26 protein-coding genes are annotated in these 26,452 nt (G+C 57.3%); 19 read left to right on the top strand and 7 right to left on the bottom strand.

The features are described 5' to 3' along the window. Window positions 1-15: 15 nt before the first annotated feature. Complete coding sequence (locus tag Y71_RS25620) at window positions 16-1,413, bottom strand: FAD/NAD(P)-binding protein (protein WP_007372542.1); 1,398 nt, start codon at window positions 1,411-1,413, stop codon at window positions 16-18. Window positions 1,414-1,454: 41 nt separating this feature from the next. After that, window positions 1,455-2,627: an FMNH2-dependent alkanesulfonate monooxygenase gene (gene ssuD / locus Y71_RS25625; RefSeq protein WP_007372541.1), complete on the bottom strand. Its 1,173-nt coding sequence runs from the start codon at window positions 2,625-2,627 to the stop codon at window positions 1,455-1,457. A gap of 271 nt (window positions 2,628-2,898) precedes the next feature. Between ssuD and Y71_RS25630 the strand changes: the two genes are divergently transcribed. Further along, window positions 2,899-4,842 (top strand): sigma-54-dependent Fis family transcriptional regulator, encoded by a 1,944-nt coding sequence (locus Y71_RS25630; protein ID WP_007372540.1) that lies wholly within the window; start codon window positions 2,899-2,901, stop codon window positions 4,840-4,842. 99 nt (window positions 4,843-4,941) lie between these two features. On the opposite strand, the gene Y71_RS25635 is transcribed toward Y71_RS25630, so the two are convergent. Further along, entirely contained in the window at window positions 4,942-5,742 is an 801-nt protein-coding gene (locus Y71_RS25635) for an alpha/beta fold hydrolase (RefSeq protein WP_233218423.1), read from the bottom strand. A gap of 96 nt (window positions 5,743-5,838) precedes the next feature. Between Y71_RS25635 and Y71_RS30245 the strand changes: the two genes are divergently transcribed. From Y71_RS30245 to Y71_RS25650, 4 genes are all read left to right on the top strand, one after another. Then, entirely contained in the window at window positions 5,839-6,081 is a 243-nt protein-coding gene (locus Y71_RS30245; RefSeq protein ID WP_144134048.1) for a hypothetical protein, read from the top strand. Window positions 6,082-6,091: 10 nt separating this feature from the next. Then, complete coding sequence (locus Y71_RS25640) at window positions 6,092-8,047, top strand: tetratricopeptide repeat protein (protein WP_007372538.1); 1,956 nt, start codon at window positions 6,092-6,094, stop codon at window positions 8,045-8,047. A 65-nt stretch (window positions 8,048-8,112) separates the two neighbouring features. Next, complete coding sequence (locus Y71_RS25645) at window positions 8,113-8,721, top strand: DUF2238 domain-containing protein (RefSeq protein ID WP_071532026.1); 609 nt, start codon at window positions 8,113-8,115, stop codon at window positions 8,719-8,721. Window positions 8,722-8,795: 74 nt separating this feature from the next. Then, a complete protein-coding gene (locus tag Y71_RS25650) occupies window positions 8,796-9,749 on the top strand; it encodes a nickel/cobalt transporter (RefSeq protein WP_007372536.1) in 954 nt (317 codons plus the stop codon). Between the two features lie 58 nt (window positions 9,750-9,807). On the opposite strand, the gene proP is transcribed toward Y71_RS25650, so the two are convergent. After that, window positions 9,808-11,310 carry a glycine betaine/L-proline transporter ProP gene (gene proP, locus Y71_RS25655; RefSeq protein WP_007372535.1) on the bottom strand — a complete coding sequence of 501 codons (1,503 nt, stop codon included), beginning with the start codon at window positions 11,308-11,310 and terminating at the stop codon, window positions 9,808-9,810. 659 nt (window positions 11,311-11,969) lie between these two features. Between proP and kdgT the strand changes: the two genes are divergently transcribed. Beyond that, window positions 11,970-12,968, top strand: a complete 999-nt coding sequence (kdgT, locus tag Y71_RS25660) for a 2-keto-3-deoxygluconate transporter (RefSeq protein ID WP_007372533.1) — start codon at window positions 11,970-11,972, stop codon at window positions 12,966-12,968. 96 nt (window positions 12,969-13,064) lie between these two features. On the opposite strand, the gene Y71_RS25665 is transcribed toward kdgT, so the two are convergent. Together Y71_RS25665 and crfC are read right to left on the bottom strand one after the other, a co-directional pair. After that, complete coding sequence (locus tag Y71_RS25665) at window positions 13,065-13,937, bottom strand: diguanylate cyclase regulator RdcB family protein (protein ID WP_007372532.1); 873 nt, start codon at window positions 13,935-13,937, stop codon at window positions 13,065-13,067. Next, a complete protein-coding gene (gene crfC, locus Y71_RS25670) occupies window positions 13,934-16,288 on the bottom strand; it encodes a clamp-binding protein CrfC (protein WP_007372531.1) in 2,355 nt (784 codons plus the stop codon). Before crfC ends, Y71_RS25665 begins: the two co-directional genes overlap by 4 nt. Window positions 16,289-16,893: 605 nt before the next feature. On the opposite strand from crfC, the gene Y71_RS25675 reads away from it, so the two are divergent. The 13 genes from Y71_RS25675 to Y71_RS25735 all read left to right on the top strand — a co-directional run bounded on the left by Y71_RS25675 (window position 16,894) and on the right by Y71_RS25735 (window position 26,100). Beyond that, window positions 16,894-17,229 carry a zinc ribbon domain-containing protein YjdM gene (locus Y71_RS25675; RefSeq protein WP_007372530.1) on the top strand — a complete coding sequence of 112 codons (336 nt, stop codon included), beginning with the start codon at window positions 16,894-16,896 and terminating at the stop codon, window positions 17,227-17,229. Between the two features lie 93 nt (window positions 17,230-17,322). After that, window positions 17,323-17,760: a VOC family metalloprotein YjdN gene (yjdN, locus tag Y71_RS25680; protein WP_007372529.1), complete on the top strand. Its 438-nt coding sequence runs from the start codon at window positions 17,323-17,325 to the stop codon at window positions 17,758-17,760. A gap of 181 nt (window positions 17,761-17,941) precedes the next feature. Next, a complete protein-coding gene (phnF, locus tag Y71_RS25685) occupies window positions 17,942-18,667 on the top strand; it encodes a phosphonate metabolism transcriptional regulator PhnF (protein ID WP_007372528.1) in 726 nt (241 codons plus the stop codon). A gap of 1 nt (window position 18,668) precedes the next feature. Next, window positions 18,669-19,121, top strand: a complete 453-nt coding sequence (gene phnG, locus Y71_RS25690; protein WP_007372527.1) for a phosphonate C-P lyase system protein PhnG — start codon at window positions 18,669-18,671, stop codon at window positions 19,119-19,121. After that, a complete protein-coding gene (gene phnH / locus Y71_RS25695) occupies window positions 19,118-19,702 on the top strand; it encodes a phosphonate C-P lyase system protein PhnH (protein WP_007372526.1) in 585 nt (194 codons plus the stop codon). The genes phnG and phnH overlap by 4 nt, the downstream gene beginning before the upstream one ends. Beyond that, entirely contained in the window at window positions 19,702-20,766 is a 1,065-nt protein-coding gene (locus Y71_RS25700) for a carbon-phosphorus lyase complex subunit (protein WP_007372525.1), read from the top strand. The genes phnH and Y71_RS25700 overlap by 1 nt, the downstream gene beginning before the upstream one ends. Next, window positions 20,759-21,607 (top strand): alpha-D-ribose 1-methylphosphonate 5-phosphate C-P-lyase PhnJ, encoded by an 849-nt coding sequence (locus Y71_RS25705; RefSeq protein ID WP_007372524.1) that lies wholly within the window; start codon window positions 20,759-20,761, stop codon window positions 21,605-21,607. The genes Y71_RS25700 and Y71_RS25705 overlap by 8 nt, the downstream gene beginning before the upstream one ends. Beyond that, entirely contained in the window at window positions 21,604-22,362 is a 759-nt protein-coding gene (gene phnK, locus Y71_RS25710) for a phosphonate C-P lyase system protein PhnK (protein WP_007372523.1), read from the top strand. Before Y71_RS25705 ends, phnK begins: the two co-directional genes overlap by 4 nt. A gap of 10 nt (window positions 22,363-22,372) precedes the next feature. After that, window positions 22,373-23,059, top strand: a complete 687-nt coding sequence (phnL, locus tag Y71_RS25715; RefSeq protein ID WP_035886928.1) for a phosphonate C-P lyase system protein PhnL — start codon at window positions 22,373-22,375, stop codon at window positions 23,057-23,059. Next, on the top strand, window positions 23,056-24,192 hold the full coding sequence (phnM, locus tag Y71_RS25720) for an alpha-D-ribose 1-methylphosphonate 5-triphosphate diphosphatase (RefSeq protein WP_007372521.1): 1,137 nt from the start codon (window positions 23,056-23,058) through the stop codon (window positions 24,190-24,192). The genes phnL and phnM overlap by 4 nt, the downstream gene beginning before the upstream one ends. Continuing rightward, window positions 24,189-24,740, top strand: coding sequence for a ribose 1,5-bisphosphokinase (gene phnN, locus Y71_RS25725; protein WP_227136898.1), 552 nt, complete (start codon window positions 24,189-24,191; stop codon window positions 24,738-24,740). The genes phnM and phnN overlap by 4 nt, the downstream gene beginning before the upstream one ends. A 60-nt stretch (window positions 24,741-24,800) precedes the next feature. Next, on the top strand, window positions 24,801-25,559 hold the full coding sequence (gene phnP / locus Y71_RS25730; RefSeq protein ID WP_007372519.1) for a phosphonate metabolism protein PhnP: 759 nt from the start codon (window positions 24,801-24,803) through the stop codon (window positions 25,557-25,559). 196 nt (window positions 25,560-25,755) lie between these two features. Further along, window positions 25,756-26,100, top strand: a complete 345-nt coding sequence (locus Y71_RS25735) for a low molecular weight protein tyrosine phosphatase family protein (RefSeq protein WP_007372518.1) — start codon at window positions 25,756-25,758, stop codon at window positions 26,098-26,100. Here Y71_RS25735 and yjdP read toward each other — a convergent pair. After that, window positions 26,097-26,405 carry a DDRRRQL repeat protein YjdP gene (gene yjdP, locus Y71_RS25740; protein WP_007372517.1) on the bottom strand — a complete coding sequence of 103 codons (309 nt, stop codon included), beginning with the start codon at window positions 26,403-26,405 and terminating at the stop codon, window positions 26,097-26,099. The genes Y71_RS25735 and yjdP overlap by 4 nt on opposite strands. Window positions 26,406-26,452: the final 47 nt, after the last annotated feature.

Consider the following 26,452-nt stretch of genomic DNA (forward strand, 5'->3'; position numbering starts at 1 on the left):
AAAAAGGGAATAAAATCAGGACACGGGACATCGGGCGGGCAGGCTGAAACCCAGCGTCGCCAGCGTTTCTCCGGCAATGGCGGCAGCATGATCGGCCACCTGCGGCAACCCCATCAGTTCACCGAAACGCCCCCTCGCCGCTGGACCGCAAACCAGGATTTTCGGCATCGACTGCCCTTCTCGTCCTATCGCGTGGGAACGGGCATCGACATCCAGCCCTAACCCCAGCGCATCCGCGCGAATCAGCCCACGCCGCGTCAATTCCTGTAACAATGGTTGGCTTTCAGTTAAGGCATTGTGCGCGGGTCCAGTGGTCAGGATCAGATGATCGACGGTCAGCGTACAGGGCTGCCCGCGCCGCGGACTCAGCGTCAGCGTGAGCGTTCCCGTGTCGCTATCCAGCGCCGTCAGTCTCGCGGCCAGCACCTTCAGACTACCGTCATTGCTACGTTGCGAAAGAACATCAGCCGCCTGCGGCGCGATCCGATAACGATGCACATCCCAGTAGCTGCGCAGATGACGCAGGAAGCGCTGGCGATCGGCGAAGGTTAAACCTTGCCAGATGGTCTGCCCCTGATTGCGCACCGCATCCAGCACGACCTGCCAGGGCAACCCCTGTTCAGCCGCCCGGGAGATATCTTCCCGGATCCGCCGTAAACGCTGGCGCAGTGTTCCCTGCCGATAGTCGCCCGGCCACTCCTCGCTTTCTCCGCTAAGGTTGCTCCGCGAGAGCAACCCACGGCGGGAGAACGCCGTTACCGGTCCCCGATGTCCGAGCCGGGTCATTGCTGCGAGGGTATCCGCCATTGTCAGCCCGGTTCCCATCACTGCCACCCGCGCATTCGACGCAATCGCCGTCAGCACCTCAGGCCGCCAGGGATTGGCAATCAACGCGGGATGATCGCTAAAAGGAGCGACCAGCCGCGGCAGTGACGGCGGTGGATGGCTTATCGCCAGCACCAGCAGATCGGCCTCCAGAAGGCGGCCGGTATCGGTTGTCACGCCCCGTTCGTCAAAGGTCAGAGCCTGCTCGCGTAAATGCGTCAGCCGTCCACCGCTGTTTCGCGCCGCGTTGGCGAAACGCTGTGCAACATAGACCCCAAACTGCGCACGCTGCGGGTAAACCGTCCCCTCCTCGCGCAATGCCTGCGGATCGTCGGCGAAGGCTGCCTGCCTGCGGTACCAGCGGTCAAACGCGCCCTCTTCTTCATCAGCCAGCCGCATCCGCGCGGCGGGCACGTTTATACGGTGAGACGGTTCCGTTGTGGAATAAGCCACCCCGGCGCCGGGGACGGCGCGGGGCTCCAGCAAAATGACCCGCACGCCTTCAGGTGCCAGGCGCAGTAATTCGATGGCCACGGCTGCGCCGCTAAAACCGCCGCCGACAATGATCACCTGCGGCTCAGTGTTCATCGCCTGATGCCTTAACGAAGACATAAAGCATAAATCCCCCTTCAGCTGGCGCTGACCTGTTTAACCGGACGTTTATCGCCACCGATCGTTTCGCCAAACGGGCCGGTATTGACGCCGCGTACCTTAGACTGGGCAGAGTTACCCAGCGGCAGTAGCGGCATGACCAAATCAGCGAAGCGGTGCGCCTCTTCCAGATGCGGATAACCGGAAAAAATAAAATTCGTAATGCCCAGCGTCTGATATTCACGGATGCGCTCCGCAACCTGTTGCGGGTTGCCCACCAAGGCGGTTCCCGCACCACCGCGGACCAGGCCAACCCCCGCCCACAGGTTCGGCGCAATGCGCAGGTTGTCGCGGGAGCCTTTGTGCAGAGCGCTCATTCGCGCCTGGCCTGCGGAATCCATCCGGGCGAAAATCTTTTGCGCCTCGGCGATGACATCATCATCAAGATGAGAGATCAGGCGGTCAGCGGCAGCCCAGGCCTCCTCTTCCGTTTCGCGAACGATGACATGTAAACGGATACCGTATTGCAGAGTACGGCCGCGAGCCGCGGCGCGTTCGCGGACGATAGACAGCTTCTCAGCCACCAGCTCCGGCGGCTCGCCCCAGGTCAGATAGGTGTCGATTTGCCCGGCAGCAACGTCGATTGCCTCCGGGGAGGATCCGCCAAAATAGAGCGGCGGGCCGTCCTCCTGCACCGGGGGGAACAACACTTCCGCCCCTTCAACATGAATATGCTCGCCCTGGTAGTCCACTTTTTCGCCCCGCAGCAGTTGCGTATAGACGTCGAGAAACTCTCTGGTCACCTGATAACGCTCGCTATGGCTCAGAAAGATACCGTCGCCTTTGTTTTCCACCGGATCGCCGCCAGTCACAACGTTAATTAGCAGTCGCCCTTCCGACAGGCGGTCCAGAGTTGCCGCCATACGCGCTGCCAGCGTCGGCGGTTGCAAACCGGGACGAACCGCGACCAGATAGCGCAAACGGCGGGTCAACGGAACCAACGCCGAGGCAACCAGCCAGGAATCTTCACAGCTTTTTCCGGTTGGGATCAGCACGCCGTAATAGCCGAGGCTGTCCGCCGCCAGCGCTACCTGCTGCAGATAGGGTAGATCAACGGGACGTCCGCCCTCGGTGGTACCCAGATAACGCCCGTCGCCATGGGTCGGTAAGAACCAGAACACGTTGATATTATCGTCAGCTTTCTGCGTCATTATCCATTTCCTATATAACCATATTCGGTATTTATCGAAGAGTTGTTTTAATTTTGTTATATGGGTGTTAGCGATAATCATGCCAAAAGCTATCCATTATTTAATTCATAGTAATCAATTAGTTAAATAAATCATCTTCCGCGAGAGCTGTTGCGAATGCGCCAGTTGATGCGCACAGCCTGTTGCATTGGCAACAGCGGGGCGAGGCACCCCTCTGGTTTCTGCCGCCGGCTAACGATAAGTTCAACGTGTCATTAACCGGAGGTCCATCATGCTGAATCCTGAATCCCCATCCGCCACGCCCGTACTGATCGACCCGGCGTCTAAAGCGTTTCAGAGCCTGCTGGATAAACTGGCCCCGACCGAAGCCACCGTGTTAATTGTCGGCGAAACCGGTACGGGTAAAGAGGTGGTCGCCCGTTATTTGCATCACCATAGCGCGCGTCGTCACCAGCCTTTTCTCGCCGTTAACTGCGGCGCACTGAGCGAAAGCCTGGCGGAAGCAGAGTTGTTCGGACATGAAAAAGGTGCCTTTACCGGAGCGCTGCAAGGTCATCCCGGCTGGTTTGAAGCGGCAGAAGGCGGCACCCTGCTACTCGATGAGATCGGTGAACTTAGCCTGCCCCTACAGGTTAAGCTGTTGCGCGTATTGCAGGAGCGTGAAATCACCCGCGTCGGCTCGCGAAAAGCGACGAAAGTCAACGTGCGCGTGCTCGCGGCGACTCACGTCGATTTAGCGCAGGCTATCCGCGAGCGCCGTTTTCGTGAAGATCTCTACTACCGGCTCAATATCGCTATCGTGCCGCTTCCGCCCTTGCGCCAGCGACGGCAAGATATTCCGCTGCTGGCGAATCATTTCTTAACACTCTACGCACGCAGGTTAGGACGTCCGACCCGCCGTCTGGCGCCGGAAACTCTGGCGAAGCTGATGGACTATTCCTGGCCCGGCAACATCCGCGAACTGGAAAATACGCTGCACAATGCCGTTCTGCTGAGTAAAGAGGAGGAAATTACTCCCGCACAGCTCCGCCTGACCACGCTGAACGATGCCCCACAGCCCGCGACGGACAATGCTCTGGATGAGTTAATCCGACAACAGTTCGATCAGCCCGGCGAACCGCTATGGGAACGTTTCACCGGAGCGCTGATTCGCGGCGCGATGGCGCGCTGCGACGATAATCAAAGTCAGGCGGCAGCGTTACTGGGGATTAGCCGCCATACATTACGCACCCAGTTGGCGAATCTCGGGGTGATTAAAAGCCGTCGTCGGGGAACAACCTCATCCCGACCGTCCTCCAGAGTCGTCTCTGCGGATCGTGAGTTACGGATTGGCTATCAGCGTTTCGGTAATCTGGGGATATTAAAGGCGCGTCAGTGTCTGGAAACTGCCTTTGCCAGCCTCGGTGTAAGCGTGCTGTGGAGCGAATTCCCGGCCGGGCCGCAATTGCTACACGCCCTCGCCTGCAATGAAATCGATTTCGGCACCACAGGCGAAGCACCACCGGTCTTCGCGCAGGCCAGTAACAATGAACTGGTGTATGTAGCATGGGAGCCACCGGCACCTCAAAGCGTCGCGATGGTGGTGCCGCAGCAAAGCGAGATCGCCTCTATTAGCGATTTACGCGGTAAGCGTATTGCGCTCAATAAGGGATCAAACGTCCACTGGTTATTATTGCAGATACTGGAAGAAGCCGGACTGGGGCTGCAAGACGTCAAAGTGGTTTACACGCCGCCAAAATACCCGCTCACTGCCAGCGATTATCTGGCAGTAGATGCCTGGATGATGTGGGATCCGCTACTGAGCGAGGCCGAAGGAGCTGCGGAGTTGCGGGTTGTCGCCAGCGGTGAAGGTCGGGTGCATAACCACCAGTTTTATCTGTCACGTCGCGACTATGCCACGCGCAACGGCGACATCATGCATCGGTTGATGGAAGAGCTGGCGCAAACCGGACAGTTTATCGATCGCCACCGTGACGAGGCCGCCAGCATGCTCTCTGCGGAACTGGGCATTAACGTAGCGTCGCTCAAACGGGCGCTGGCCCGCCGCAGCCATCGCCCACGGCCGATGGATCTTAAGGTGATACGCGCCCAGCAGGCCATAGCCGACCGCTTTTACGCCCTCGGGCTCATCAGTAAAGCCGTTTTGGTGCGGGAAGCCGTCTGGTACGCACAGCCGATAAATGGCGGGACCAGCATACTGCTGAGTGTTGATTAACTCCTGTGACAAAGTCTGTGGCTCATCGGTAACGATGGGTGGAGCGCCTGCAACGGAAAGCTTTGAGGCTCGCTGGCGTATCCACTGTTCACACACTTCTCAATCGCGGCACGTTGGCAGCCTGGTCAGCAAATCCGGCCACTGTGCAGCCCAGTCACTGCCGTGGCGCATGCCTGGAATCTGTATCACCTGCGCACAGCGCGTCCCTGTTGCCCGCTGGAAACGCTGCGCCACCGACAGTGGCACCGTGCTGTCTTCGGTGCCGCTGAAATGGATCTGCGGCAACGCGGAAAGCTGCGGCGCGACATCTATCGCGCTGGCGGCATCCGGCATGGCCGAAACATGATGGATCTGATTCACCATCGCCACATCGAGGTTCCCGGCCACTGTTCGTAACGATCGTACGTCGTGCCGACGTGCCGCCAGTTGCGCCGCAATGGTTGCGCCGCCGGAGTAGCCAATCAGTTCCAGTTGCACACCCGGCATGCGTCTGACAAAGCGGCTCAGCGCTTCATCCATGGCGGCAATCACTTGCGGCGCGAAGCGTTTGTCCGTCCACCACTCCACGGTGCATTCTGCGGGTAACGGTGGGCCAATATACTGGCAGGGGCGCGCCAGATAGAGCACATCAGGCGAAGGATCCGCCGCAGCCAGCTGTAATCCGACCGGGTTGCGCGGCGTGGGATCGCTTGACGGCTGCGTCCGGCTTACCCAGGCAAAACCATCTCCTTCGATATAGACACGCAACACCTTTGCTGACGGTGTCGTTTTACTGAAAGTCCGCAGCAAAAAGCGGCTTGTTTGCACATTTTCGCTGCTCATGCCTGCACGTTGCGCTAATGCGCTGGCAGAAATTCGCGCATCCCGATCGGCACATCCGCAGGCCAGAAAAACCAGCATTATCAGCATTCCGGGGCGCAAATTTTTACAGATATTGATCATGCGTTTTTCACTTAATCAGCGTACGTCGGTTATACGGTGTGCAATCAGGCGGCAATGAAAATCGTTGAAACAAGTGCGACCAGCAGGCCTGGCGCCGTCGATTCTCGTAATACTATCGGCACAATCAAAACAGAGCTTCACTTCTGTGCCTGTTATGTCAGCATCGTCAGCCCTGATAAAGTATGTGTAAGATACGATTGGTCGGGCGAGCGCTATCAGCGCAGACTTACAGCCCGTGCTGATAAATATATTCTGCACAATCCTAACCTGCCGCAGCGGCTCCCGTTTTTGCTTTGATGGTTTCTCTATGACAACACAGATGACATTGCAGGAAGCGTTACGCCTTGCGTGGCAACACTGGAATGCGGGACAAGCGCCGCAGGCCGAACACTACTGCCGCCAGATCCTCGCACAACACGCTGGCCAGCCGGATGCGCTGCATCTGCTCGGGCTTATCGCCCACGCCTGTGGTCATCTTGATCGCGCCATCGCCCATCTGCGTGAAGCCTGTTCAGCCCCGCAATTCTCCGCGCTCTACGCCAGCAATCTGGCGGAAATGTACCGGCAAAAGGGCGAGCGCGCCGAAGGTGAACAGTGGGCGCGAAAAGCCATCAGTCTCGATCCCACGCTGGTGAACGGCTGGAACAACCTCGGCATTTTATTGCAGGAGCAAGAAAAACTGGTTGAGAGCGTGCTGTGCCTGGAAAAAGTCGTGGCGCTGACGCCGGGCGCTGCGCAGGCACACGGGAACCTGGCCAACACCTTGCGTCGTCTCGGCCGCGTTGATGATGCGCTGGCCCATTATCAACGCGCGCTGACGCTCGCGCCGGATGAGCCGTCAATCCATAACAACGTTGCCGGGCTGCTGCTTGATAGCGGAAATACGGAACAGGCGTTGGCCCACTGCCAGCGCGCGTTACAACAGGAGTCCCGGCTGGTCGGCGGCTGGATGACGCTGGTCAGCATTTACCTTGCGCGTGGCGATCTTACGGCCGCAGAGCAGGCGCTGGTACGTTTGCAGGGGCTGGCACCGCAGCACCCGGCAACACAGCAAAAACAGGCGCAGTTACGGCAGTTGCAGGGCCGTAATCGCCAGGCCGCCCCGACCGACTTCAGCGGCATACTGCAACAGGTTCAGCCGCTACTTGATGAAGGTCACTATCTTGCCGCCGAAACGCTGCTGCGCCCGTTTGTCAGCAGCGGTAATGGGCCACTGGCCATCTGGCAACGGCTGGCGCTGGCGTTGCGGGCGCAAGGCCAGCTGGAAGAGACGCTGGCGATCCAGAAAATGCTGGTTGATCATCTGCCCGGCGATGCGGTAGCGCGTTTTGATCTGGCCGAAACCCTGCTGCTGACCGGCGATCTGCCAAACGGCTGGCGTGAATACCGCCACCGCTATCAGATGCCGCATACCCGTGACATGTCGCGGCGGGTGCAGCAAGCGCCGCGCTGGCAAGGCCAGCCGCTGCCCGGCAAAACGCTACTGATTTTCGATGAACAAGGGTTCGGCGATACGCTGCAATTCATCCGCTTTGTGCAACAGGCAAAACGCCAGAGCCTGGCGCGCATTGTACTGGATGTACATCCGCAGTTGCTGGCGCTGATACGCCGCGCCTTTCCCGATGAGCAGATGCTCGGCCGCGGCGAACTGCCCCCGGCATTTGACGCCTATTGCGAACTGATGGATCTGCCTGGCTTGTTAAATATTCAACTGGCGGATTTACCGGCCGCGACGGGTTATCTGCATGCCGATCCACAACGGCTGGCGCACTGGCAGGCGCGTCTTGCCGGGTTACCGCGCCCGTGGGTGGCGCTGGTATGGGCCGGTCGCCCGACGCACGTCAATGACTGCCGCCGCTCGCTGTCACTGGCGCAATTTGCGCCGTTCGCCCGTACGGATGCCACTTTTCTGTTGATCCAGAAAGGCGACGCCAGCCAGCAAACACCGCCGGAAGGGATGCGTACAGAAGCGCTCAGCGCCGAAATTGAGGATTTCGATGACACGGCGGCCATTCTGTCGCTGGCGGATCTTCTGATCTCCGTGGACTCCTCGCCGGTACATCTGGCCGGTGCGTTGCAGCGCCCCTGCTGGACGCTGCTGCCATTTATTCCGGACTGGCGCTGGCTGATGCAACGGGACGACTCACCGTGGTATCCCGGCATGCGGCTGTTCCGCCAGCCCGCCATTGACGACTGGGCAACCACGCTGGAGAACACCGCCAGCGCCTTGCAGGCCTGGATAGAAACGCCTAGCGAAGGATGAGTCTTATTGTTTTCTAACGGTTTTCCGACGATAGTGACCTTTTTACCGAAACGGACATTTCGCTGATGAAGCCTGTGAATCGCACTGCGCTGAACACGGCAGCGTTTCTGCTGCTGTTGATCCTTCTCTATACCGGTCTCTCTGCCAAAGATCGTACCACCTGGCTGATGGAAGTGATTCCCGTGCTGATCGTGGTGCCGCTGCTGCTCGCCACCTGGCGGCGCTATCCGCTCACTTCGCTGCTCTATGTGCTGATTTTCTTCCACGCCATCATCCTGATGGTGGGTGGTATGTACACCTACGCCAAAGTGCCCATTGGTTTTGATGTGCAGCACTTATTCGGCCTGAGCCGCAACCCGTACGATAAGCTCGGCCACTTCTTTCAGGGGCTGGTGCCTGCGCTTGCGGCGCGGGAGATCCTGCTGCGCGGGCAGTACGTGCGCGGCGGCAAAATGCTCGACTTTATTGTCTGCTGCATCGCGCTGGCCATCAGCGCCACCTATGAACTGATCGAGTGGTGGGCGGCGCTGGCGATGGGCCAGGGCGCCGATGAGTTTCTCGGAACGCAGGGCGATCCCTGGGATACGCAGTCAGATATGTTCTGCGCCCTGCTCGGTTCGCTGACTAGCGTGTTACTGCTGGGGCGCTGGCATACACACTTGCTTAAAAAGTAAAACGTGCGGTGAGGGTGGAGGCGGATATCTTCGCCGCCTATACTGCGGAAATCATCCCCAATCCCCTGAATTCTATGACCACGCAAATTCTGACCCGCGACTGGCGATGGCCGGTCGCATTCGCCGTGCTGGCGGTAGCGGTAGCGGCTTTGTTCACGCTACACACCCACTGGGCGGCATTTCTGCAATGGTGTCTGGCGACGCAAATCACCCTGCACCGTTACCTGGTCATGTATCTGCTTCAGCTCAATAACCACCAATATAGCGGCGGAGTATGGCTGCTGGTCGGCGCATTTTTTTACGGCGTACTGCATGCTGTTGGGCCAGGCCACGGCAAATTTATCGTGACAACCTACCTCAGCACGAATAACGAAAGCCAGACCGCCGCGCGCGTCATCCCGGTGCTGGGCAGCCTGATGCAGGGCGTCAGCGCCATTCTGTTTGTCTTCGTGCTGGCGGTCGGGTTTAACCTCGCCTCCGGCGATCTCAGTGAAAGCCGCTGGTACGTGGAGAAAGTCAGCGCCGTAATGATTGGCGGCTTCGGCGCGTATGTGGCGTGGAATGCCGCGAAAAGCCTGCGGCCACGCACACTGAAATTCAATGCGTTTTCACCGCTACATCAACATGATGCCGATTGCGGCTGCGGCCATCATGGCGTCGGCGCCAGCACGCAGGGCGACTGGAAAACCCGCCTCGGCGTGATCCTCGCCATTGGCGCGAGGCCGTGCAGCGGGGCAATCATGATTTTACTGTTCTCGAACGCGCTCGGCATTGTGAGCTGGGGGATTGCGGCAGTGATGACCATGGCGATTGGCACCGCGCTGTCAATCCTCGGTCTGTCGCTGGCCGTGCGCTATGCGCGCAACCGGACAGCCACCTTTTTTGGCGATGACGCAAGTCAGATGCGCTGGCTGGTACCCGTGCTAAAAATTGCCAGTGGCGTGGCGCTGATGCTGTTTGCCGTGGTGCTGTTCCTGACGGTGATCCCGGTCAGCGCGAACGGCGATTTTATTGCGGCGGGTTGTTAAGCGGCGCCTTTATGCTGCTAAAAAAAGACCCTTACGGGTCTTTTTTTAGCAGTAATGCTTACTCGTTGATGCGCGGATGTTGATCCACCAGACGCGTGCGCTTCGCCTGCAACTCGGCGATCTCCGCGTCGATATCTTCGATTTTCTGTTCGATATTGTCGTGATGCTCGCGCAGGATCTCTTTCGCTTCCTGAATATCCGATGCGGCGGGCGTCGCGCCTTTCAGCGGGCGGTTCGCGGTCTCTTTCATCGTCAGGCCGGTAATCAGGCCAATCACCGCCACAATCATCAGGTAGTAAGCGGGCATTAACAGATTCTCTGAGCTTTCTACCAGCCAGGCCGTCAGGGTCGGCGTCAGACCGGCTATCAGAATCGAGATGTTAAAGGCGCTCGCCAGCGCACTGTAGCGAATATGCGTCGGGAACATGGCGGGCAGCGTAGAGGCCATCACGCCGGTAAAGCAGTTGAGGATCACCGCCAGCATCAGCAGGCCCGCGAAAATCAAGCCAATCACATTGCTGTTAATCAGAATAAAACACGGAACGGCGAGAGCAAACAGCGCCACGCTGCCCAGCAGCACGAACGGGCGGCGGCCAAAGCGGTCACTCAGCAGCCCCATCACCGGCTGGACAAACAGCATACCAATCATGATCGCGATGATGATCAACACGCCGTGATCTTCCGAGTAGTGCAGGTTATGCGACAGGTAGCTCGGCATATAGGTCAGCAGCATGTAGTAGGTGACGTTGGTGGAAATCACCAGGCCAATACAGGTCAACAGCGCGCGCCAGTGTTTGGTGGCGATCTCTTTAAACGAGACTTTCGGCCCCTCTTGCAACCCCTGACGATCGCCCTGCTCCAGCTTATCGACATGCTGCTGGAACGCCGGGGTCTCTTCCAGCGCGTGGCGCAAATAGAGGCCAATAAGGCCGAGCGGCAGCGCCAGGAAGAACGGAACACGCCAGCCCCAGTCCAGGAAGTTCTCCTCGCCCACCACGGTGGAGAGCAGCACGACCACGCCCGCGCCAAGCACAAAACCGGCAATCGAACCAAAGTCCAGCCAGCTTCCCATAAAACCGCGCTTACGGTCCGGGGAGTACTCCGCAACAAAGATCGACGCGCCGGTATACTCGCCGCCGACGGAGAAACCCTGCGCCATCTTACACAGCAGCAGCAGAATCGGCGCCCAGATGCCTATCGTGGCGTAGGAGGGGATCAGCCCGATACAGAACGTACTGATCGACATGATGACAATGGTGATAGCGAGGATTTTCTGTCGCCCGTACTTATCGCCCAACATACCGAAGAACAGACCGCCCAGCGGGCGAATCAAGAAAGGAACGGAGAATGTCCCGAGCGCAGCAATCATCTGTACGCTGGGGTTTGCATCGGGGAAGAACACCTTACCAAGGGCGTAGGCGACAAAGCCGTAGACGCCGAAATCAAACCACTCCATCGCATTACCGAGTGAAGCGGCGGTAATCGCTTTGCGCAATTTCGCATCGTCAATGATGGTCACATCGCGCAATGTAATGGGTTTAACTTTTTTCCTTTTTAACATGCATGTTTTCCTCTTTAGCTTGCGCCCTGAACCGCCCGACGCTTATCCCTGCCGGGCGTTTTTACAGCTTTTCAGCCTTCCTGTTCAAGCGTAGCAGGTTTACTTACACTGGCGGTTTTCCGCCGTACAACCGAACCTGTTGACGCCTGCTGGGCAGTGAATGACTTATTTACCCTAACAGGGTTTAAAAATGTGATCAAATTCACACAGTTTTACCCAGCGATATTCAGCCCCTCCTTTTCATCCCCTGCACACCCTTTTTCCACAGCACAACGCGGCTTATATCCACGCTAAATACCCATGTTTTATCACGGTCGTGATTATTACTTTGCTAGTGTCCTAGTCGCTATATTTCGTCACAACCTAATTACATCTCTAATAACAGAAATAACACCAACAAATCTTTACACAGAATATGTGATCGGAATAACTAAAACATTGTTTTATTCTTATTGAATCAATATTCCATAGAAAGCATGATACGCCCATAAAAAGCGGCGCTAAGAAATGTCTTGCAAGGATTGTCAGTCAATTCCAGGGCGTTCCGTGAAAGTCGATAGTGAATATTTAACGAGCGACAGTATTTAACCACCTGAATCGAAAGGTATTAATTTTTAGCTTTCCTCGTTCATGATAATGACGAGCAGTGAGGATTCTCTATGAAAATCAAGGCCACGATTGAACGTATCCCTGGCGGGATGATGCTGGTTCCGCTGCTGTTGGGGGCAATCCTGAATACACTGGCGCCGGATACCGGGGCTTATTTCGGCTCTTTCACCAAAGGCATGATTAGCGGTACGGTGCCGATTCTTGCAGTCTGGTTTTTCTGTATTGGCGCCTCCATTGATTTGCGTGCAACCGGCACCGTATTACGTAAATCCGGCACGCTGGTGCTGACCAAAATCGCTGTCGCCTGGCTCGTGGCGATGATCGCCGCGTCATTTATTCCGGACAGCGGAATTCAGACCGGTTTCTTTGCCGGGCTTTCGGTGCTGGCGCTGGTTTCCGCCATGGATATGACCAACGGCGGTCTGTATGCCAGCCTGATGAACCAGTACGGCAGCAAAGAAGAATCGGGCGCTTTCGTTCTGATGTCGCTGGAGTCCGGCCCGCTGATGACCATGGTGATCCTCGGTTCCGCCGGCCTCGCTTCCTTTGAACCCCACCACTTCGTTGGCGCGGTTCTGCCGTTCCTGATTGGTTTTGCGCTGGGTAACCTCGATCACGATCTGCGCGCTTTCTTCAGCAAAGCAACGCCGGTGCTGATTCCGTTCTTCGGCTTCGCGCTGGGTAACACCATCAACCTGAGCGTGATTATGCAGACCGGTCTGCTGGGCATTTTCCTCGGCGTTGCGGTCATCATCATCACCGGTATTCCGCTGATTATTGCCGACCGCGTGATCGGTGGCGGTAACGGTACGGCAGGCGTCGCAGCCTCTTCAGCCGCCGGTGCGGCAGTAGCGAACCCGGTGATTATTGCGCAGATCAACCCGGCGTTTGAACCGGTTGCCGCCTCCGCAACGGCGTTAGTCGCCGCGAGTGTGATTGTGACGGCGATTCTGGTGCCGATTATCACCGCCCTGTATGCCAAACGCTTTGGCAATCCAGCGCAAGCCGCAGACCGTGCAGAGAAACCGGTCGAATCCACCGGGCATTAATAGCGCATAAAAAAAGCCCCTGACGGGGCTTTTTGCTGTTCGCTATGTCCTGCGATTACCAGCCCGACCGGCCAGACAATTGCGGGGCACACCGTTTTACTCACCGAAGATCTCTTCCACCATCGCCGTAGCGATACGTGATGCTGAACAGAGACGCGGCATGCCGAGGGCTACGGTCTGCCAGCTCTGCGTGACCGACCAGCAAATAGGATGGCGTTCGGCATCGCACCAGTCGCCAAGCCAGCCGAGTAAATCCTTATAATCCATCAGCCCCGGCGTGGAAGGCGTTGCCAGCCACTGATGATAAAAATGGCGGGTCGCCGGTGAGGCATTGATCCCCTGCGCCAGAAAATCGGCGGCCATGGCGCATAAATTATCTTTCAGCATTTGCGCCACATCTTCGTTGCCCAGACGACAGGCATCGCCAAAAGCGCCCCAGCGCAGCTCCTCCAGCGCCACATAACAGCGCCCGGCCATCGACCAGCCGTTGTAGTTTCCGGCGCGCCAGTGGGCAAAAACCTGTTCGCTGTGATGTCCGGCCTGTACCGCCAGCCCACGTTGCGTCAGCGCTTTCTCTTTCCAGGCGGCGCGCTGGCTGAAGTGGCTCAACAACTCTTCATACTGTTGTACGCTGCCAGGATTTACCGAACGCCGTTCCGTCTGCTGCAATGCGCTAAGCCGCTGGGTAATGCGCGTGAGTGCCAGATGTCCGGGGTCGAGCATGCTCGCCAGCTTCTCCGCCAGCCCTAAACGTAGGGTGTCGTTTTCATTTAATACGCCGGACATCGCCCACGGCCGCAGTTGAGTTTGCGCCATGATCTCTTGCGTCAGGCGTTCACGAAATAACTGCTGCTGAGGCACAACCGGCGACTGGCGCGCAGCGTCTGCGCCCTGCACCAGATCAACGATAAATTTTGGATGAATACACTCAAGTACCCGTCCGGGGCCATCCAGAAGTTGATTTTTCATGGCTGCTCTGCTGCGAATAAGGTTTGTATATCATCGCGTAACAGCCGGGCATCTTCATGGATCCAGTTAGCCGTCCTGATGCTCTGTTGCAGATGCTGACGCAACATCTGCACTGATGATTCGTTTTGCTGACGTATCGCCAGGCTGTCACGCAAACTTTCCTGTAGTCCCGCAAGACTTAACGAGAATTCGGCGAAAAATGTTGCCATCCCAGCCGTAACAGAAACATCGACCTGCGCTGCCAAAGCTTTACGAATTTGTTCACAAAAATGAGCCACATGGCCGATCAGCTTTTTATGCAGCGCGGCAATATCAATCACGTAACGGGTGCGGGTAGCGACATAATCATCCCAACCCCAACCGGGGTTATTTAACCAGCGAGACACCGTTTCCCGCACACTGCCGGAACGCGGTGCCTGCCCGGCAGGCGTATCTTCCGGGGCGATCACGTTGGTGAACAGGGAACGGGTATTAAAATTGAGCGCACTGGGCTGGAACGCAGGGAAACTGATACGCGCGCGGAAACCGGCATGGTTAAGCTCTTCTTTAATACGCGTTTCAATCGGGCGCATGGCATCGTTCAGCGAACGCGTCAGCGTATTTTCCAGCTCATCAAAACGCAGCGCCAGTTCACGGCTGATGCGCTCCTGCGCCGCCAGCAGAATAGTTTCACAGGCCGAACGGATCTTGCTCAGCGCAATTTGCGCCTGGCCTTCGTTTTCCAGCACCAGTTGACCGGGGTTATAACCTTCATCAAGGCGCAAATCAGCCTTACCGTCGCCCAACGCCTCCATCATCTGCCCATCGTGGAACCAGGCATCAATGGCCTCAACAATTTCGAACTGCTGGCCGTGGATAAAGATCTCCGCTGCCGCCAGCGCCTCTTCGACTTCATGTTCGATCTCGTCGCTGACGGACGCCTGGCTGGTGCGCAGCAGCGCCATATCCTCTTCCAGCCGGGTAATATTTTGCTCCAGTTGCTCGTAAGCCACCGTCAGCCCCTGATAGCGAAAATCGAGATATTCGCGCGCGCTCTGGGTGTAATTGAGCAGCTTATGCGATGCAGAACGCAGCGCGTACAGCGAGGCATTGGCATGCGCAGCGTGCAGTAACTTACGGATCGGTTTCTCAAACAGCGAATCTTCCCACAGCAGCTCTGCCGCGTGATGAATATGCTCAATATCGTCCAGATCGGCGGTGCGCCAGCGGCGGCCCAGCGCCGCTTCGGCAAAATCCTGCACCCAGCGCTGCTCCTGCGGATCCGGCAACTGACCGCGATGTTTTAACTCATGGCGCGCGCGGTTAGCCAGATATCCCCACATGGAAGAGACCGGAAAGATCTGCGTCGGGTTGATATTGCCTTTCATTAGTGTTCCGGAAATCAGCGCCCGCACCTGCTCTTCGTCATCGCTGTTACGATCTTTCTGATCGAATTTATTCACTAACGCGTACAGCGGCACCGAACGCCCCACTGCAGAAATCGCGCGGCGTACCTCTTCATCAGAGATAGATTTAAGCTGGGTGTAATCCATCACCGCCAGCACGGCGGAGGCCCGCGCCAGCTGTTCGTTGAGCATTTTTTGCAGATGCGGCTGCCCGGCTTCATTCGGCCCGGGGGTATCCAGCAGCGTGAGCTGGCCGAGTTGGTTCTCCAGCCCGGCCAGATGCACAAACTCCACTTCAATCACCGGGATATGTTCAATCGCCGCATAGGCGGAGAAGGGAAAATCCACATCCAGCGCTTTCGACAGGCGCACCAGGTCGTTGAGGCTTTTTAAACAGTGGAAAATAGGTTGCGCACCGAGATAGTGCTTATCAAATGCATCGCCTTGCGCAATACGATCCAGCAGCGCAGCCATGTCTTTATCGATCTCAAGCTGCTGCGCCAACTTTTCCCGGTCATAGTTGAACAGCCGGGTTTGCAGTTGTTGCGCAAGCGCGTCAATCGGGCCGACATGGGAGAAATGCAGGATCGGCTCTTTCTGACCCGGCGTATGGCGAATAAGCGTCGGCAACGCGGTCATCGGCCGGTTGCGGTTGGGCAATACTTCCGTACCCACGATCGCATTAATCGTAGTGGATTTGCCGGCTTTCATGGTACCGACGATCGCCAGCACCATCTCCAGCCGGGTGATTTTCCGTAATTCGTTATGCAGCGTAGCCTGTTGCGCCTCTACGCCGCGAGCGCTGAAATGCAAAGGCAGCACATTGGCATTTTCTGCCTTACCGACCGCGTTCGTCTCATCAAACGTCGCTGCCGGCATTTTTTTCAGTGCCTGGAGATTATGCAGTGAAAGTTGTAACAACCTTTCTGCTTCCTGGCTTAATTCAAAAATTGTTTGTGTGTGCATGACAAAAGTCTTTCCTTAACGCAAATTTTCTTACTTTTATTTAGCCGGAATGTTTTATTAGTGAAGTTTCGGCTTTTATAATTACGTGTGGAAAATATCTTCGAAAAGATAAACACCTGATGATAATCAGGAAAATATAATTTTTTCTCTCAAAAAATGGCAGCGTCACACCTCCGGCTTTTAAAGACCAGAGAGTTAGAGCGTAGCTCATTTTCAGGAACAAACAGGATATATCGTCATTATTTACCCACCCGCTTTGAGAGGAAATTATCTGCCGCAGAGACAGACACAGTAGGCATGACAGTTTAGTTATCTAATGGCACCGTATACTACACGCCACCATATCTGAATTACTAAATGGTGGCAATTTCCGCCATAAAATATTCTAAATATTATCTCAGGAAGTTTGCTTCCGGCCTTTCTGCGATAAGCATCGCTTAAGCGAATGACAGGTTATGTCACCGCCTGGACTTTTTTTATCCTCACGCCTGGAAAATAATAACAACGGCAATTGTGCGGTTTTGCTGTATAATTGCCGCCTTTCAGGCATTGTGCCTTTTGTGCTGGCCACCGCCAGCGTTGTATGTTCTTTTGAGGAAATCCCTATGCAACTCCCCCACTGCCCAAAATGTAATTCCGAATACACCTATGAAGATAATGGCATGTTCATTTGCCCGGAATGCGCTCACGAGTGGAACAATGCTGAACCGGCACACGACGCCGATGAATTAATCGTCAAGGATGCCAATGGCAATCTGCTGGCCGACGGCGATAGCGTAACGGTAATTAAAGATTTGAAAGTAAAAGGCAGTTCTTCAATGTTGAAGATCGGCACCAAAGTTAAAAATATTCGTCTGGTCGAAGGCGATCATAATATCGATTGTAAAATCGACGGTTTCGGCCCGATGAAACTGAAATCAGAATTCGTTAAAAAGAACTGATGATTCGGCGGGAAACTTATACTTCCCGCCTGGCTTTCTTTCACTTTCCCCCGCTACACTCAATGGCAGATTTCGTTACCAGAGGTAATGATTATGCCGCTCAGTCCCTACATCTCTTTTTCAGGCCAGTGCAACGACGCCATTCAGTTCTACCAGCAGGCTTTACAGGCTGAATTACTCTATAAAATCACCTTCGGCGAAATGCCCAATCCCCCGGAAGCGAATGATGACGGCTGTGCCGCCGGGTACGCGTTTGCCGAAAGCGATATTGCTCACGCCAGCCTGCACATCGCCGGTAGTGAGATCATGATGAGCGACGGCAAACAAGGCGCTGCGGCGTACGCCGGTTTTACCTTAAGCCTCGCCACCCAGGATGTTGCGCAGGGTAAAGCCTGGTTTGACACTCTTGCCGCCGAAGGCCATATCACGATGCCCTGGCAGGAAACCTTCTGGGCGCAGGGTTTTGGCATGGTGACAGATAAATTCGGCATCCCGTGGATGGTCAACGTCGCCAAACCACCGCAAACCTGATTCACAGCACATTCCCCAACGGGAGCCGTCAGCGGCTCCCTTTTTTTGCCCGTTGCAGATCACTCTTCATCTCTCAGCAACGATTGCATAACCCAAATGAAACATTAATCCGCCAGCATGGACTCACGCTGTGATGACTGCCATAAGGCAGCCGTTTTTTACCCGTGAGGTTCAGATGACCATGCACTTGTCCAGACATCCGACCAGCTATCCCACACGCTATCAGGAGATTGCCGCCAGGCTGGAGCAGGAGTTGCGAAATAACTATCGCTGCGGCGACTGGCTGCCAGCGGAACAGCAACTGGCCGCACGCTTTGAGGTGAATCGCCACACTTTACGCCGCGCCATCGATCAACTGGTGGAGAAAGGCTGGGTGCAGCGCCGCCAGGGCATCGGCGTGCTGGTGCTGATGCGCCCGTTTGATTACCCGCTCAATGCCCAGGCGCGCTTTAGCCAGAACCTGCTCGATCAGGGCAGCCATCCCACCAGCGAACGCCTGCTGGCGGTACTGCGTCCGGCCTCCGAGCACATCGCCGATGCGTTAGGCATCAGCGAAGGCGACAACGTGGTGCATTTACGCACCCGCCGCCGGGTGAATGGCGTCGCCCTCTGTCTTATTGATCACTACTTCGCCGATCTCACGCTGTGGCCGCTGCTGCAACAGTTCGACCACGGTTCGCTGCATGACTTTTTGCGTGAACGCGCGGGGATCAGCCTGAAACGTACCCAGACGCGCATTAGCGCGCGTCGTGCGCAGGTGAAAGAGAGCCGCTGGCTGGAGATTCCCAATATGGCGCCTCTGCTCTGCGTGCGCACCCTTAACCATCGCGAAGGCGACGTCAACGCGACGGAGTACTCCGTCAGCCTGACCCGCGCCGACATGATCGAATTCACCATGGAGCACTGAGATGCACTTTGATACGCCTACTCGTCAACGCTGGATGGCAGCGCTTGCCCAGTCCACCCCGGAGATGCTGCGGGCGCGGATGCGTACGCTGGGCCTGGCGCCCGACTATGAGCATGTCCGCGAGCCGCAAACCGGGCTGGTGCAGGTGCAGGCGCGCATGGGCGGCACCGGCGATCGCTTCTTCCCCGGCGACACCACGCTGACCCGCGCCGTCGTGCGCCTGAGCAGCGGCCAGATCGGCTTTAGCTGGGTGCTCGGGCGCGACAAAGGCCATGCCGAACGCTGCGCCGTGTGCGACGCGTTATTGCAGGAGCCAACCCATTTCCAGACGCTGATGGAAACCCTGATAACCCCGCTGGAAGCGGACCGCGCCGCGCGCATTGCAGCGCGTCTGGCAGAAGTCAACGCCAGCCGGGTCGACTTTTTCACCCTGGTTCGCGGAGATAACGCATGACCTTACAACCCGCTTTCGCATCGGCGGTTCACGATGCTCAACACTGTTTTCGCCGTCTGTTAAAAGCCATGAGCGAGCCGGGCGTCATCGTCTCGTTGCCACATCTGAAACATGGCTGGTCGCCGCTTAACCCGGCATCCACCAGCGTATTACTGACGCTGGCCGATAACGACACGCCGATCTGGCTCTCAGCTGCCGTCGACAACGATCTGGTACGCCAGAACCTGCGTTTTCACACCAATGCGCCGCTGGTTGACCAGCCGCAGCAGTCGCTGTTTGCCGTCGCCGATCACACCCTGAGCGCCGAACAGCTCAGCGCCCTGCCCTGCGGCACGGATATCAGCCCGGAAACCAGCGCCACCTTGATTTTACAACTGCCGTCACTGAGCGGCGGCCGCATGCTGCGCCTGACTGGCCCCGGCATTCTGGAGGAGCGCATGATTGCGCCGCTGCTGCCGGAGTGCATCACCGACGAATTTACCGACCGTCCGCACTCGTTCCCCACAGGCATCGATGTGATCTTGACCTGTGGAGAACGCGCGCTGGCGATACCACGAACCACACTGGTGGAGGTGTTCTGATGTACGTTGCTGTCAAGGGGGGCGAAAAGGCGATAGCCGCAGCCCACGCGCTACAAGAACATAAGCGTCGCGGCGACAGCGAGCTTGCGGAGCTGAGCGTTGCGCAAATTGCTGAACAGATGCATCTGGCCGTCGATCGGGTGATGACCGAAGGCGGTATTGCCGATCGGGAACTGGCGGCGCTGGCGCTGAAACAGGCAAGCGGCGATAACGTCGAAGCCATCTTTCTGCTGCGCGCCTACCGTACAACGCTACCACGCCTGGCCGTCAGCGAACCCATTGACAGTGCGAAGATGCGTTTAGAGCGCCGGATTTCGGCGGTGTACAAAGACATTCCCGGCGGCCAGTTGCTTGGCCCGACTTACGATTACACCCATCGTTTACTCGATTTTGCGCTGCTGGCCGAGGGCGAAACGACCTCATTGCCGAAACGCGAAGTACAGCCGGAAACCACGCCGCACGTCTTTGCGCTTCTGGAACAAGAGGGGCTGGCGAAAGCTGAACAGGAGAGCGGCGCCGTGCCGGACGATATCACCCGCCAGCCGCCGGTTTACCCTTGCTCCCGCTCTGCACGTCTGCAACAACTGGCGCGCGGCGACGAAGGCTATCTGCTGGCGCTGGCCTACTCCACCCAGCGCGGTTACGGGCGCAATCACCCCTTCGCCGGGGAGATCCGCAGCGGTTATATCGACGTGGAAATAGTGCCCGAAGAGCTGGGGTTTGCAGTAAATGTCGGCGAATTGCTGATCACCGAATGTGAAATGGTCAACGGTTTTATCGCCCCGCAAGAGGACGCGCCGCACTTTACCCGTGGCTACGGGCTGGTGTTCGGCATGGGCGAACGCAAAGCGATGGCGATGGCGCTGATGGATCGCGCCCTGCAAGCCGCCGACTACGGCGAAATGATAAAAAGCCCGGCGCAGGATGAAGAGTTTGTGCTGGCGCATGCTGATAACGTCGAGGCGGCGGGTTTTGTCTCGCACCTCAAACTTCCCCACTACGTCGATTTCCAGGCCGAACTGGACTTGCTCAGACAGCTGCAACAGGAGAGCTCCCGTGGCTAACGCGCTGACCGGTTACAACTTTGCTTTTCTTGATGAGCAAACCAAACGCATGATCCGCCGGGCGCTGCTAAAAGCGGTTGCCATTCCCGGTTACCAGGTGCCGTTTGGCGGGCGCGAAATGCCGATGCCCTACGGCTGGGGTACCGGCGGTATTCAGTTAACCGCCAGCGTCATTGGCGAAGACGATGTGCTGAAAGTGATCGATCAGGGCGCGGATGACACCACCAACGCCGTCTCAATCCGCCAGTTCTTCACCCGTGTTACCGGCGTGGAAACCACCGAACGCACCGCCGACGCGACGCTGATTCAGACTCGCCACCGCATTCCTGAAACGCCGCTGGTTGAAGATCAGATCCTGATTTACCAGGTGCCGATCCCGGAGCCGCTGCGCTTTATTGAACCGCGCGAAACCGAAACCCGCACCATGCACGCGCTAGAAGAGTATGGCGTGATGCAGGTGAAGCTATATGAAGACATTGCCCGCTTCGGCAACTTCACCACCCGCTACGCCTGGCCGGTGAAAGTGAATGGCCGCTATGTGATGGACCCGTCGCCAATCCCGGCGTTTGATAACCCGAAAATGCACTTCATGCCCGCGCTGCAACTGTTCGGTGCCGGGCGTGAAAAACGCATTTACGCCGTTCCACCGTATACCCAGGTCGAGAGCCTCGACTTTGAGGATTACCCCTTTGCACCGCAAAAGTGGGATCAACCGTGCGCCATTTGCGGTTCCACCCACAGCTATCTGGATGAAGTGGTGCTGGATGATACCGGCACGCGCATGTTCGTCTGCTCCGATACCGACTACTGCCGCCAACAGAGCGAGGCTTTACGCAAATGACCCAACCGCTGCTTTCGGTGAATCAACTCTCCCATCTCTACGCGCCAGGCAAAGGGTTTCAGGACGTCTCGTTCGATCTGTGGCCGGGTGAAGTGCTGGGCATTGTCGGCGAATCCGGTTCCGGTAAAACCACCCTGCTGAATGCCATTTCAGCACGGCTGGCGCCACAGCAGGGGCAGGTTATCTATAACGACCGCGATCTGTACGCCATCAGCGAAGCCGAGCGTCGCCGTCTGCTGCGAACCGAATGGGGCGTGGTACACCAGCATCCGCTGGATGGCCTGCGCCGCCAGGTCTCCGCCGGGGGCAATATCGGCGAGCGGCTGATGGCGACCGGCGCGCGGCATTACGGTGATATCCGCGCCTGCGCGCAACAGTGGCTGACGGATGTCGAGATCCCACCGTCACGCATTGACGATTTGCCTACCACCTTTTCCGGCGGGATGCAGCAGCGACTGCAAATTGCCCGCAATCTCGTGACGCAGCCAAAACTGGTGTTTATGGATGAACCCACCGGCGGGCTGGATGTGTCGGTTCAGGCACGTTTGCTGGATCTGCTGCGCAGCCTGGTGGTGGAGATGAACCTTGCCGTGGTGATGGTGACCCATGATTTGGGCGTCGCACGCCTGCTGGCAAACCGTCTGCTGGTTATGAAACAGGGCCAGGTGGTGGAAAGTGGGTTAACCGATCGCGTGCTCGACGATCCACATCACCCCTATACCCAGTTGCTGGTTTCCTCGGTCTTGCAAAATTAAGGAGTCTGCGATGTCTGTTTTGCGTGTGGAAAATGTCAGCAAAACCTTTGTGCTGCACCATCAGAACGGCGTACGACTGCCGGTGCTGCGCGACACCTCGCTGGAGGTGAACGCCGGGGAATGCGTGGTGCTGCACGGCCACTCCGGCAGTGGAAAATCGACGCTGCTGCGCTCGCTGTATGCCAACTATTTGCCGGACGCCGGGCATATTCATGTCAAACATGGCGATGAATGGGTCGATTTGGTGCAAGCTCCGGCGCGAAAAGTACTGGACGTGCGTCGTCATACCATCGGCTGGGTCAGCCAGTTTTTACGCGTCATTCCACGCGTCAGCGCGCTGGACGTGGTAATGCAACCGCTGCTGGAGCTGGGGCTTTCCCGCGATGTCTGCATCGGCAAAGCCAGCCAGTTGCTGACGCGGCTGAATGTGCCGGAACGCTTGTGGCACCTTGCACCGGCAACGTTCTCCGGCGGCGAGCAGCAGCGCGTCAACATCGCCCGCGGCTTTATTGTTGACTACCCGATTCTACTGCTTGATGAACCGACCGCCTCGCTGGATGCGAAAAACAGCGCCGCCGTCGTTGAACTGATCGCGCAGGCCAAAGCGCGCGGCGCAGCGATTGTCGGCATATTCCATGACGAGGCCGTGCGCGAAAGCGTCGCCGACCGTCTGTTTCCGATGGGAATCTCCGCATGATTATCAACAATGTAAAACTGATCCTTGAAGACGAAGTGGTCGACGGTTCGCTGGAAGTGCGCGACGGCGTGATCCGCGCCTTCGCCGAAACCCAAAGCCGCCAGCCAGGCGCTCATGATGGTGACGGCGGCTGGTTGCTGCCGGGGCTTATCGAACTGCATACGGACAACCTCGACAAATTCTTCACCCCGCGCCCGAAAGTGGACTGGCCCGCCCACTCCGCAATGAGCAGCCACGACGCGCTGATGGTCGCCAACGGCATCACTACAGTGCTGGATGCGGTCGCCATTGGCGATGTGCGCGACGGCGGCGATCGGCTGGAGAATCTGGAGAAGATGATCAACGCGGTGGAAGATTCGCAAAAACGCGGGCTAAATCGCGCGGAACATCGCCTGCATTTACGCTGCGAACTGCCGCACCACACCACTCTGCCGCTGTTTGAAAAGCTGGTCGGCCGCGAGCCGGTGACGCTGGTATCGCTGATGGATCACTCCCCAGGCCAGCGCCAGTACGCCAGCTACGAAAAGTATCGCGATTACTATCAGGGTAAATATCACCTGACCAACGAACAAATGGATGCGTTTGAACAGGAGCAACTGGCGCTGGCCGCCGAATGGTCGCAGCCTAACCGGATGGCAATTGCCGCGCTCTGCCGGGCGCGTAACCTGCCGCTGGCCAGCCATGATGACGCCACGCGCGAACATGTGGTGGAATCCCACCAGTTAGGCAGCGTGATCGCAGAATTCCCCACCACCTTTGCCGCCGCCGAAGCCTCGCGCGAGCACGGCCTGAGCGTGCTGATGGGTGCGCCGAATATCGTGCGCGGCGGCTCGCACTCCGGCAATGTGGCGGCGCATAAACTGGCGCAGCTCGGCATGCTGGACATTCTCTCATCGGATTATTATCCCGCCAGCCTGCTGGATGCCGCCTTCCGCGTTGCGGCGGATGAGCAGAATGATTTCACCCTGCCGCGCGCTATTCAGTTGGTAACGAAAAATCCGGCACAGGCGCTCAAGCTTGACGATCGCGGAACGCTCGGCGAAGGAAAACGAGCCGATCTGGTGCTGGTGCACAATAAAGGCGACCACGTCCGCGTCGATCACGTCTGGCGCGAGGGGAAACGGGTGTTCTGATGGGCAGACTGATCTGGTTGATGGGGCCATCCGGTGCCGGAAAAGATACGCTGCTGGCCGCGCTACGCAGCCGCGAGCATCCCCAGTTGCTGGTGGCGCACCGCTATATCACGCGCCCGGCAAGTTCCGGCAGCGAGAACCATATCGAGCTAAGCGAAAAGGAGTTTTTTACCCGCGACGAGCAGCATCTGTTTACCCTGAGCTGGCACGCCAACGATCTCTACTACGGTATCGGCGTGGAGGTCGATCTCTGGTTGCAGGCGGGGTTTGATGTGGTGGTCAACGGTTCGCGCGGTCATCTGCCGCAGGCGCAGACGCAATACGGCGAGGTGCTGATGCCAGTGTATGTGCAGGTATCACCGGAGATTTTGCGCCAGCGGCTGGAAAAACGCGGACGTGAAAGCAGCGTGGAAATTACCGCGCGGCTGGAACGCGCGGCCCGTTACTCGGCGGGTGACTGTCTGACGCTGAACAACGACGGGAGTCTGCTACAGTCAGTGGAAGGATTGATCTCGTTGATACGCGCGCAACAAGGGAAAAGTGCGTAATGCTGCCGGCGCATGCAGCACGCGCCGTTTACGTTAACTCAACCGTTAAAGCGAGGCGCTATGAGCCTGACTCTCACTCTGACCGGCACCGGCGGTGCACAACTGGTTCCGGTATTCGGTTGCGATTGCGCAGCCTGCTTACGTGCGCGCCAGCAGTCGCAATATCGTCGCCAGCCTTGCAGCGGCGTGGTGCAGTTTAACGACGCGGTGACACTGCTGGATGCCGGGCTTACCGATTTAATGGAACGTTTCCCGGCGGGTCAGTTTCAGCAGATTCTGTTGACGCATTACCATATGGATCATGTGCAGGGGCTGTTTCCGCTGCGCTGGGGCTTAGGCGCGAAAATCCCGGTTTACGGCCCGCCGGATGAACAGGGCTGCGACGATCTGTTTAAACATCCCGGTCTGCTTGATTTCAGCCATACCGTTGAACCGTTTGTGGTGTTCGATCTGCAAGGATTGCAGGTCATGCCGTTGCCGCTGAAGCACTCGAAACTCACCTTTGGTTATTTGCTGGAATCGGCGCACAGCCGGGTCGCCTGGCTTTCGGATACTGCCGGTCTGCCGGATAAGACGCTTAAGTTTTTACTCAATAATCGCCCGCAGGTGGTAATCATTGATTGCAGTGAACCGCCCTGCGCAGAGACGCCGAAAAATCATAACGATCTGCGCACCGTTATCGCCCTGAATGAGGTGATTGGCTGCCCGCGCGTCGTGCTAACCCATATCGGGCATCGCTTTGACGTCTGGTTGATGAATAACGCACTGCCGACGGGGTTTGAGGCGGGTTTTGATGGCATGCGGATTGTACTGGATTAGACCGCACAATATGGATATATTCGTCCCGTTGCTTACCGGCATGGGTTAAGCAGACGCAGCCTGTAAAGAGGTCGTTTGAAGGATAAAGCGTACAGACTCGCACTGATAGGGTTGTGGATAACGCAACCGGGTCTTAAATACCCGCGTGTGACCAATAAATAATTAGCACATCGCGGCTTACAGAGTATGACTTGCCATGAATGTGCTTTTTATTTGTAGCCGCAACCAATGGCGCAGCCCGACCGCTGAGCAGGTGTTCCGTCGCTACCCCGGGGTAAATGCTCGCTCTGCTGGCACACAACGCCATGCGAGAAAAACTGTCTCGCCCGCCATTCTCTCCTGGGCAGACGTCATCTGTGTGATGGAAGAAAAACACAAAAACAGCATCCTTGCCGACTTTAGCCGCCTGGTGCAGCATAAACCTGTTTATGTGCTTGATATTCCTGATCAATACCATTTTATGGACCCGCAACTAATCACGCTGCTTGAGGATATCGTTCCGGAACGCCTGGGTTTGCGCGTGCCGGTGCTGGCGCGTTAGCGATCATCATCCTCTTCCAGCCTGCGTTCTTCGTCATCCAGCTGGCGTCGCTCCCGATCGAGCTGACGCTGGCGCTCATCAAGCTGGCGTCGCCTGTCTTCAAGCTGCCGGTAGCGGTTGTCATAATTCCGGTACTGCTCGTCGCTGCGGCGGCTGCTTTCATCGTCGCGACTGCCGTCAGAGCTGTACGCGTCGCCGATTGCCCGCTGAATATTGCCAATAGCGTCGTCGATAATATCGGCGTGCGCCATCTGACTACTGAGTGAAAGAGCGCCGAATAACAGCGCGGTCGCGTAACGTTTCATAAAGCCAGTCTCAAAGGGGGGACTGGCTGTACGTTAGTGCAGAGGCT

This window comes from Kosakonia radicincitans DSM 16656 (genome assembly GCF_000280495.2).
Taxonomy (GTDB): Bacteria; Pseudomonadota; Gammaproteobacteria; order Enterobacterales; family Enterobacteriaceae; genus Kosakonia; species Kosakonia radicincitans.